General features: G+C 71.3%; 9 protein-coding genes and 1 pseudogene. 3 read left to right on the top strand and 7 right to left on the bottom strand.

The features are described from left to right. Positions 1-37 precede the first annotated feature (37 nt). Both disA and radA read right to left on the bottom strand, forming a co-directional pair. A complete protein-coding gene (gene disA / locus H0X00_RS17565; protein ID WP_367186677.1) occupies positions 38-1,096 on the bottom strand; it encodes a DNA integrity scanning diadenylate cyclase DisA in 1,059 nt (352 codons plus the stop codon). A gap of 171 nt (positions 1,097-1,267) precedes the next feature. Continuing rightward, positions 1,268-2,665, bottom strand: coding sequence for a DNA repair protein RadA (gene radA, locus H0X00_RS17560; protein WP_293773404.1), 1,398 nt, complete (start codon positions 2,663-2,665; stop codon positions 1,268-1,270). Between the two features lie 147 nt (positions 2,666-2,812). On the opposite strand from radA, the gene H0X00_RS17555 reads away from it, so the two are divergent. Together H0X00_RS17555 and H0X00_RS17550 are read left to right on the top strand one after the other, a co-directional pair. Further along, positions 2,813-3,652 (top strand): phosphoribosylaminoimidazolesuccinocarboxamide synthase, encoded by an 840-nt coding sequence (locus tag H0X00_RS17555; protein WP_293773401.1) that lies wholly within the window; start codon positions 2,813-2,815, stop codon positions 3,650-3,652. A 10-nt stretch (positions 3,653-3,662) separates the two neighbouring features. Continuing rightward, on the top strand, positions 3,663-4,394 hold the full coding sequence (locus tag H0X00_RS17550) for a class I SAM-dependent methyltransferase (protein WP_293773398.1): 732 nt from the start codon (positions 3,663-3,665) through the stop codon (positions 4,392-4,394). Positions 4,395-4,532: 138 nt separating this feature from the next. Here the strand turns inward: H0X00_RS17550 and H0X00_RS17545 are convergent, their stop codons facing one another. After that, the gene (locus tag H0X00_RS17545; protein WP_293773396.1) at positions 4,533-5,507 is read right to left on the bottom strand and encodes a Ppx/GppA phosphatase family protein; all 975 of its coding nucleotides are present in this window, start codon (positions 5,505-5,507) and stop codon (positions 4,533-4,535) included. A 59-nt stretch (positions 5,508-5,566) separates the two neighbouring features. On the opposite strand from H0X00_RS17545, the pseudogene H0X00_RS17540 reads away from it, so the two are divergent. Beyond that, a pseudogene (locus H0X00_RS17540) lies at positions 5,567-6,298 on the top strand (hypothetical protein); the annotation flags it as partial. A gap of 259 nt (positions 6,299-6,557) precedes the next feature. Here the strand turns inward: H0X00_RS17540 and H0X00_RS17535 are convergent. The 4 genes from H0X00_RS17535 to H0X00_RS17520 form a co-directional block, all read right to left on the bottom strand. Beyond that, on the bottom strand, positions 6,558-7,211 hold the full coding sequence (locus tag H0X00_RS17535) for a response regulator transcription factor (RefSeq protein WP_293773390.1): 654 nt from the start codon (positions 7,209-7,211) through the stop codon (positions 6,558-6,560). After that, on the bottom strand, positions 7,208-8,386 hold the full coding sequence (locus tag H0X00_RS17530) for a histidine kinase (RefSeq protein ID WP_293773387.1): 1,179 nt from the start codon (positions 8,384-8,386) through the stop codon (positions 7,208-7,210). Before H0X00_RS17530 ends, H0X00_RS17535 begins: the two co-directional genes overlap by 4 nt. A 37-nt stretch (positions 8,387-8,423) precedes the next feature. Then, positions 8,424-9,203: an ABC transporter permease gene (locus H0X00_RS17525; RefSeq protein ID WP_293773384.1), complete on the bottom strand. Its 780-nt coding sequence runs from the start codon at positions 9,201-9,203 to the stop codon at positions 8,424-8,426. Further along, positions 9,200-9,885, bottom strand: a 686-nt coding sequence (locus H0X00_RS17520) for an AAA family ATPase (RefSeq protein WP_293773382.1), incomplete at its 5' end; no start/stop codon positions are given. The genes H0X00_RS17525 and H0X00_RS17520, both read right to left, overlap by 4 nt.

Genomic DNA, 9,885 nt, shown 5'->3' with positions numbered 1-9,885 from the left:
CCCCCCCCCCCCACGGCCCCCGGAAAATCGATCCGGTCTAGACGTAGCGCTCGAGGATCGAGGACTCGGCCAGCCGGGACAGGCCCTCGCGCACGGACCGGGCCCGCGATTCCCCGACGCCCTCGACCCGTTGCAGGTCGTCGATGCTGGCCGCCAGCAGCTTCTGCAGGCCACCGAAGTGCTCCACCAGCCGGTCGATGACGGCGGCCGGCAGCCTCGGCACCTTGGCCAGCAGGCGGTACCCGCGCGGGCTCACGGCCGAATCGAGGGCTTCCACCGTGCCGGGCTGTCCGAGGGCCTTGGCGACCGTGGGCAGGTCGAGCAGGTCGGTGGCCGTCAACGAGTTCAACGCCTCCAGGGCGTTCTCCCCGGTGTACGGGTTCTTGCCGGTCTGCTGCGGCAGGTAGTCCCGCGTGACCTGCTCGCGGTCCGGCTCGACGCCGGCGATCAGCTCGTCCAGCTGGAGCGCGAGCAGCCGCCCGTCGGTGCCGAGCTCGACGACGTAGCCCTCGATCTCCCGGGCGATCCGGCGCACCATCTCCAGGCGCTGCGCGACCGCAGCGACGTCCCGGATCGTGACCAGGTCCTCGATCTCCAGGGCCGACAGGGTCCCGGAGACCTCGTCCAGGCGCAGCTTGTAGCGCTCGAGCGTCTGCAGGGCCTGGTTGGCGCGGTCGAGGATCGAACGCGACTCCTCCAGGACGTGTCGCTGGCCCTCGATGTAGAGCGCGATCAGGTTCATCGACTGGCTGACCGAGATCACCGGCAGGTTGACCTGGCGTGAGACCCGGTCCGCGGTGCGGTGCCGGGTACCCGATTCCTCGGTGGGGATCGAGGAGTCCGGCATCAGGTGCACCGCAGCGCGCACAATCTTGGTGGCGTCGCGGTCGAGCACGATCGCGCCGTCCATCTTCGCCAGCTCGCGCAGCCGCGTCGCGGAGAACTCAACGTCGAGCACGAAGCCGCCGGTGCACATGGACTCGACGACCTTGTCCTGGCCGAGCACGATCAGCGCCCCGGTGTGCCCGCGCAGGATCCGCTCCAGGCCTTCCCGGAGCTGGGTTCCGGGGGCGACCGCGGCCAGCGTCGCGCGCAGCCGTGCCGCGTGTTCGGCTCCCGAACGATCGGGACGCTCGATCGTGGTCACGATCCCCCACCTGGCCTACGCGGCACTGCGACGATTTCACCGAGTGTAAACGGGGCGACCTGCGCTTTCGTACGGTCTGACAACACTCTGCGACCGGATCGTCACCCGAGTTTTGCTCGGCTATACCCGGTGCAGGGACCGGAGCGGGACAGCGGGCTCGGGGGCGGTGGCCGCGGCCCAGGCCAGCGCGAGGGTTGAGCACTCGATCACGGTCATGCCCTTGGGGGCGACATCGGCGTTACCTGGCGGGACTATGGCGCGCTTGAAGCCCAGGCGCTGGGCCTCGGCCAGGCGACGCGCAACGCCGGTGACCGGGCGGATCTCGCCGGTCAGGCCGACCTCGCCGAGCGCGACCAGATCGCCCGGCAGCGCCTCGTCGGTGGCGGCGCTCGCGACCGCGAGGCAGACCGCGAGATCCGCGGTGGGATCGGTGATCCGCACCCCGCCGACGGTGGCGGTGAAGACGTCGCTGTCACCGAGACGGACCTTGCCGCGGCGCTCCAGCACCGCCAGGGCCAGGGCCACCCGCGAGGAGTCCAGGCCCGAGGTGGTGCGCCTCGGGTTGTTGCCGACCGCCTGCCCGACCAGTGCCTGAATCTCGGCCACCAGTGGGCGGCGGCCCTCGACGGTGACCGTCACGCACTGGCCGGGGATGCCGGCCGAGGTGCGGGACAGGAACAGCCCGCTCGGGTCGGGAAGTTCCTCGATGCCGTCGTCGCGCAGTCCGAAGCAGCCGACCTCGTCCGAGGGTCCGTAGCGGTTCTTCACCCCGCGGATCATGCGCAGCCGGCCGGTCCGCTCGCCCTCGAAGTGCAGCACGACGTCGACGAGGTGCTCGAGCACGCGCGGCCCGGCGATGGAGCCGTCCTTGGTGACGTGCCCGACGAGCACGGTGGTCATGCCGCGGTCCTTGGCCAACCGGGTCAGCCCGGCGGCGACCTCGCGGACCTGGGTGACGCCGCCGGCGCCGCCGTCGGCCTCGGTGGTGGAAACGGTCTGCACCGAGTCCACGATCAGCAGGGCGGGGTTCACCTCGGCGACGTGCTCGGCGATGGCGCCGAGGTCGGTCTCGGCGGCGAGCAACAGCGTCGGTTCGAGGGCGCCCACCCGGTCGGCGCGCAGCCGCACCTGGGCCGCGGACTCCTCGCCGGTGATGTAGAGGACGACTGCGCCGGTGCGCGCGAACCGGGCGGCGACCTCGATCAGCAGCGTCGACTTACCGACGCCCGGCTCGCCGGCCAGCAGCACCACGGCGCCGGCCACCAGGCCTCCGCCGAGCACGCGGTCGAGTTCACCGACCCCGCTCGGGGTGGAGGCGGCGGCGTCGGCGCTGACCTGAGCGATCGGCACCGGACTCGACCGCGGCACGACGCGGCCGCCCGAGCGCCGGGTGGTGCCGGTGGCGGCGGCCACCTCGGTCATCGAGCTCCAGGCGTGGCACTCGCCGCACCGTCCGACCCACTTCGGGGTCTGCCAGCCGCATTCGCCGCACCGGAACGCTGTCGTCGCCTTCGCCATGTTCGAACATTAGTTCGTACGGCCGACAGTCCTGGTCCGACACGGCGTGGCGTCTCCCGAAAGCGCAGAACCACAGGCCGAAACGCGCCAGATCACCTGCGGGAGTGCGCTTTCGGCGGGGAGGCGGCGGTGCGGAAGGATGGGCGGGTGGAGCTTCTGCATAGCGGGAAGGTGCGCGACGTCTATCTCGACCTCGCGACCGACGAATTGATCCTGGTCGCTTCGGACCGGATCTCGGTCTACGACGTAGTACTGCCGACACCGATCCCGGACAAGGGCGCGATCCTCACCCGGCTCTCGCTGTGGTGGTTCACGCAGCTGGCCGGGATCGTCCCCGACCACGTGGTCTCGGCGACCGACGTCCCGGCCGAGTGGGCGGGACGGGCGATCCGGTGCAAGCGGCTGCGCATGGTGCCGGTGGAGTGCGTGGCCCGCGGCTACCTCGCCGGCTCGGGCACCTCGCAGTACAACGCCACCGGTGGGGTCAGCGGGGTATCGCTGCCCGACGGCCTGGTCGAGGGGTCGCGGTTGCCCGAGCCGATCTTCACCCCCACCACCAAGGCCGCCGTCGGTGACCACGACGAGCCGATGACGATGGACGAGGTCCGCGGCGAGGTCGGCCCGAACCTGGCCACCGAACTCGTCGAGGTGACCCTGGAGATCTATCGCCGCGGGGCGGCGCTGGCCGCCGAGCGGGGCATCATCATCGCCGACACCAAGATCGAGGTCGGTCTCGACGAGCATGGCAAGCTCACCCTCGGCGACGAGTTGCTGACCCCGGACTCCTCCCGGTTCTGGCCGGCCGACACCTGGTCGCCCGGCAGCGCGCAGCCCAGCCTGGACAAGCAGTTCGTCCGGGATTGGGCGGCGGGCACCGGCTGGGACAAGAAGCCGCTCGCGCCGCCTGTGCCGGACGACGTGGTCGCGGCCACCCGGGCCCGCTACGTCGAGGTCTACGAGCGGCTGACGGGCGAGCGCTGGGCATGACGGGGCGCGCGTGACCGGAGCGACCCCGAGCCCCAACATCTGGGACTCCCCGGAGATCTACGAGATCGAGAACCGGGCGGTCGATCCGGACCGGGTCATCGAGGCGGCACTCGCGGAGCTGGTCCTCGAGTCGGGGCAGGGCCTGCTCGGAGCGGACAGCAGCTGGGGCCGGGTGCTCGACGTCGGTTGCGGGAACGGCTTCCACCTGCCGCGGCTGGCCGAGGTCGCCGAGCACGTCACCGGCGTCGAACCACGGGCGTCGCTGGCCGCCGCGGCGATGCACCGGACCCGCCACCTGAACAATGTGACGATCCGTCAGGGACTCGCGCAGGAGCTGCCGGTGCCGAGCGCGTCCGTGGACGTGGCGCACGCGCGGTTGGCCTACTTCTTCGGTCCCGGCTGCGAACCCGGCCTCGAGGAACTGGCCAGGGTGGTGCGCGGCGGTGGGCTCGCGGTGGTGCTCGACCACGACGCGAGCCGTTCCGAGTTGGGCCGCTGGTTCGCCGACGGCCTCCTCGTCGACGGAGTCCCGCGCGATGGGCCCGCCCACGAGCGGTTCTGGGCCCTGCAGGGCTTCTCGCGTCGGCAACTTGATGTGCGTTGGCAGTTCGAGAACTCCGCTGACCTGGCCGCCGTCCTGCGCATCGAGTTCCCCCTCGAGACTGTGCAGCGCGCGCTGGCCGAGATCGGCGACCGCCTCGAACTGGAGGCTGCGGTGAACCTCTGGTTCCGTCGCTACTAGGCCCGCTTCGACGCAACTCAGCGACAGGGTTGAAACAAGAGTGACGCCCCGCGGCAGGCCGGCCGCCTCTCCTCTTGCAACCTTGTCGATCAGTTGCGAAACGACCTGCGCGGCCAACGGCCCGCGGCGCTGCGGACCTCAGCCGAGGGTTTCGAACTCGGCGGCGTCGGCGACGCCGACGGCGGAATCCACCAGGTGGTCGAACCACCGCAGGACCAGACCTTCCCGCAAGGCCCACGGGCAGATCTCGAGTTTCTCCACGGAGAACAGGTCCATGGCGGCATCGGCCACGACGGCGCCGGCCAGCATCTGCTCGGCGCGGCCCGGGGAGACCCCGGGAAGTTCGGCGCGCTGCGTGGAGGTCATCGTCGCCATCCGGTGCATCCAGTACACGACGTCGGCGTGCGAGAGCGTCCGCCGGGCGTAGAGCCCCTCGGCCGAGGGGGCGGCACCGGCCATCCGGGCCAGTTGCTTGAAGGTCTTCGAGGTGGCCACGCCGAGGTCCGGGGGACCGAAGCGCAGCATCGGGCCGCAGGCCCGGGCGATCTCGGCACGCACCGCCTTGCGCAGCCCGGTGAGCTCCCGCTCCGACGGCGGATCGCTGGAGAAGAAGTCGCGGGTCAGCCGAGCGGCACCGAGCGGCAGTGAGGTGGCGGCGTCGGGCTCGGAGTCGATGCCGGTGGCGAGTTCGAGCGAGCCGCCGCCGATGTCGAAGAGCAGCAGGCGGCCGGCCGACCAGCCGAACCAGCGGCGGACAGCCAGAAACGTCAGCCGGGCCTCGTCGCCGCCGTCGAGGACCTCGAGGGTGACGCCGGTGCGACGGTGCACCTCGGCGAGCACCTCGTCGCCGTTCGTGGACTCCCGGATCGCCGAGGTGGCGAAGGCCATCACCTGTTCCACTCCGGCGTCGGAGGCCGCCGCTGTGGCGATCTGGACTGCGTCCACGAGCGCCTTGACGCCGTCGTCGGAGATGGCGCCGTGCTCGTCGAGATGGTCGACGAGTCGCAGGTCGGTCTTGTGCGAATGGGCGGCCCAGGGGCGAGCGCCGGAATGCGCGTCCATGACCAACAGGTGAACTGTGTTGGATCCGACATCGAGGACCCCGAGGCGCATGGGCCGACGCTACCGCGCCAATCCCAACAACACATGGGCGCACGCCTTACCCTTACCGGATGCCCGAGGTATCCCTTGATTTCCCGCGCGCGTGGGCGGAGTTCGCCGACCCCGCGAACGAAGGCCAGATCTTCCGCTGCGACCTGACCTGGCTGACGTCGAACTACCGGTGCATCTTCGGCAACGGGTGTCAGGGCATTGTGGAGGGCCGCGCCTCCGACGGCTGTTGCTCCATGGGCGCCCACTTCGCGGACAAGAAGGACATCAAGCGGGTCCAGAAGTACGTCGATCAGCTGACCGACGAGACCTGGCAGTTCCGCAAGGTGGGTCGGAAGAAAGGCATCATCGGCAAGGGCCCGGACGGCGAACCCCAGACGCTCGTGCACAAGGGTGCCTGCGTCCTGCTGAACCGGCCGGGTTTCGAGGGCGGGTCCGGTTGCTCACTGCACGGCCTCGCGCTGCGCAACGGGCAGAACCCGTTGGAGACCAAGCCCGAGGTGTGCTGGCAGCTCCCGGTCCGCCGCTCCTACCGCTGGGTGGACCGGATCGACGAGACCCGCTACCTGGAGGTCTCGATCGGCGAGTACGACCGTCGCGGCTGGGGTCCGGGGGGTCACGACCTCAATTGGTACTGCACCTCGGCCACCGAGGCCCACACCTCCGTCGAGCCGGTCTATGTGCACTCCGCGCCTGAGCTCATCGAGCTGATGGGCGCTCCGGCCTACGAGGTGCTCGCCGAGTTCTGCCGGGCCCGCGAGGCCGAAGCGGCCCCGATCGCGCCGCACCCGGCGTCGGCGCCGTTCCTGCTGCAGATCACCAAGAACCCCTACACCGAGCCGGTCGCCCCCGAACCGGAGCCCGAGCCGACGGCGATGGTCCCGCGTCCGCGTGCGAAGAAGACCGAGAAGCCGCGTGCGAAGAAGACCGAGAAGCCGCGTGCGAAGAAGACCGAGAAGCCGGGTGTGAAGAAGCCGAACAAGCCGGTCACCAAGGCGGCGAAGTCCAAGTCCAAGTCCAAGTCCAAGTCGCGCAGCAAGTCCTGACGGACCGTCAGGTCGTCAGGCCCGACTGCATCGCGAACACCACGAGCTGAGCGCGGTCGCGCGCGCCCAGCTTCACCATCGCGCGCCCGACGTGGGTGCGCACCGTGGCGGGGGAGAGCACCAGCGCCTCGGCGATCTCGTCGTTGGACGCACCGGTCGCGACCCAGCCGGCGATCTCCTTCTCCCGCTCGGTCAGCAGATGCAACTGGGGGTGCGGGGTGCCGGCCCCGGTGCGCCGGACGCCGAACTCCTCGATCACCCGCCGGGTCACCGCGGGAGAGAGCAGCGATCCGCCATCGGCCACCGCCCGGATCGCGTGCAGCAGTTCGGCCGGCTCGGAGTCCTTGACCAGGAAGCCGCTGGCGCCGGACGACAGCGCGGTGAACACGTACTCGTCGAGGGAGAACGTGGTCAGCATGATCACCCGGGTGCCGGCCAGGTCCGGGTCGGCGGTGATCTCGGCGAGCACCGCGAGCCCGTCCTTGGTCGGCATCCGGATGTCCAGCAGCGCGACGTCCGGCCTGGTGCGGCGGATCATCGCGACCGCCTCGAAGCCGTCCTCGGCCTCGGCGACCAGTTCGAGGTCCTCGGCGTCGTCGAGCAGGACCCGCAGGCCCATCCGGACCAGGGCCTGGTCGTCGGCGATCGCGACCCGGATCATGCCTCACCCTGCGCGCGATCGGACTGCGGCCACAAGCGGTTCGCTTCGAACACGGCCTCGACGCCGAACCCGCCGGTCTCCCGCGGCCGGGCACTGAGCGTTCCGCCCAGGGCCTCGACCCGGGCGCGCATGCCGGCGATCCCGCTGCCCTCGGGTCCCGGGGTCACGGTGCCGTTGTCGAGCACCGAGACCGTCACCTCGCCGTCGTTGGCGTTGACGTGGACTACCGAGTGGGTCGCCTCGGAGTGCCGCAGCACGTTGGTCAGCGACTCCTGCGCGACCCGGTAGGCCGCGTGGCCGACGGTCGCCGGCACGGCCGCCGGGTCGCCGGTCAGCTGCAGCTCCACCGACAAGCCGGCGCGCCGGATCCGCTCGACCAGGGGCGGGACGTCCGCGACACCGGGCAGGCCCGGGGTCAACGGCGCCTCCGCGCCGCGAGTCCGCAGCGAGTCCAGCGTCGCCCGCAACCCGTCCAGGGCCTCGGTGCTGGCGGCCCGGATCTCCTCCAGAGCGATCCGGGCCTGCTCGGGCTTGCGCTCCAGCACGTGCAGCGCGACGCCGGCCTGCATGGCGATCATCGCCAGGCCGTGCCCGGCGATGTCGTGGACCTCGGCCGCGATCCGCAGCCGCTCGGCGTCGGCCGCCCGGGCGGCCTCCTCATGGCGGGTGCGGATCCGGCCCTCCGTGCGCATCCGGAGTACTGTCCCGATCGACCACGGCAGCACCAACCAGGCAATGCCCGCGAGCATGCCCTGCGCTCCCGGAGCGTCGGGATCCCGGGCCACTCGAATTGCCGCCCCCGTGGTCACCACCGCCGCCATGACAGCGATCGCGGGCAGCGAGCGCGCCATCGGCAATAGTGCGGCCGCGGACAGGGTGGCGAAGCCGAGCGCCAAGAGGATCGGGCCGTAGGCATAGCCTGCGGCGAGGTACGCCGATACCGCCAGCCCGCTGACCGCCAGCGTGCCGACCGGTGTGATCCGGCGCGCGGACAGGATCGCCGCGGCGATCCCGGCCAGGAAGTAGCCGAGCAGGTCCAGCTCGCGCAACACGTCGTCCTGCTGCTGGCGCGTGGCCTCGTGGGTACCGATCAGGGTGAATCCCACCAGCAGCACTGCCGCTGCCACGTCCGCGATCGGCGGTCGAAGCGCGCGCAGGTCGCCCGTAGCCTTCACCCTTCGACCTTAGGTGTGCTCCGCACTACTGGCGTCCTCATGCCACGTCCCGGCGCGTGAAGGCCAAGCCGGCGACGGTGGCCGCGAGCAGCCCGTAGGCCGCGCTGGTCGCCAGGGCCTGCCCGGCCGAGACGTCGTCCCGGCCACCGGCCACGAAGGTCTCCAGCAACAGGCCCGGGAAGATCGCGTTCGCGCTGTCCCAGGCGTCGGCCAGGATGTGCTCGAACGGACCGGCCCAGGCGATGCCGATCGCCAGTGCGACCGGGACCGAGCGAACTACCACGGCCAGTGCGGTGCCGAGCAGCGCGTAGCCGGTGACCCAGATCAGCACCGTGCCGTAGTCGGTGACGGCGGCGCCGACTGCGTCCCGGCTGGTCCACCGGGACGGGTCGACGTTCTGGCCGCGGGCAAGCACGCGGGCGGTGGTCCAGCTGAAAGCCTCGGCCAGGGCCAGCAGCACGGCCGCCGAGCACAGCAGGGCGACGAGCTTGCCGGCCAGCAGCTTGAGCCGGGCCGGCTGGCGCAACACCATCGTCCGGACGTTGCCGCGGGAGAACTCCGCCGCCATCGCGGCGGTGAAGCTCACCAGGACGAAGAAGCCGGCGAAGGCCAGCGAGGTGGTGAACACCTGGGTGCCGCCGCCGGCGTCGGCGAGTTCAGCGACGGTCAGGCCGGGGCCGCCGGGGCCGCTCGGCTCGGCCCCGGCCAGCAGCAGGGCGGCCGAGCCGACCGCGAACACGGTGGTGACGGCGAGCGCGATCAGCACGGTGCGGCGGCGCCACAGCTTGATCAGTTCGGAACGCAGTGCGCGGATCATCGGGTGCCTCCCTCGTGAGTCATGCCGCTCCGCGCATCCATGAGCGCAGCGGCATCCGGACCCTGGTTCGGACGGTGTGTTGTCGGGTCTGGCGCATCCATGCGCAGGGCGACCCGGTCGAGGTAATGGGCTTCCAGGTCCGGGCGTCGGACGCCGAGTTCGGCGAGCACGATGCCTTCGCCGATCGCGGCCCGGTTCACCGCGATCGCTGCCGCGCGGGCGTCGCCGCGTGGGACCGGGATGAGCACTCCGTCCCCGGTCGCGGTGACCTCCTCGCCGCCGCGCTTGGCCAGCTCGAGCAGTCGGGCCAGGTCCTCGGCGTGCTCCGGGGTGGCGTGCACCTGGGGGACCGCGGTGGCCAGGAAGCCGGCCGCCGGGCCCTGGTAGAGCAGTTCCCCGCGGTCGATGACCAGCAGCCAGTCGCAGATCTGCTCCAGGTCGCCGAGCAGGTGCGAGGAAACGAACACGGTCCGTCCGCCGCCGGCGATCCCGGCGATCAGCTCGCGCATGTCCCGCATGCCGACCGGGTCCAGGCCGTTGGACGGCTCGTCGAGGATGAGCAACTCCGGGTCGCCGAGCAGCGAGGCGGCGATGGCCAGGCGCTGCTTCATGCCGAGGGAGTAACCCCGGAACCGGTCGCCGCCGCGCCCGGAGAGGCCGACCAGGTCGATCAGGCCGGGGA

Source organism: Sporichthya sp. (assembly GCF_013815995.1).
GTDB lineage: Bacteria > Actinomycetota > Actinomycetes > Sporichthyales > Sporichthyaceae > Sporichthya.
This window is presented reverse-complemented; position numbering and strand designations above follow the sequence as displayed.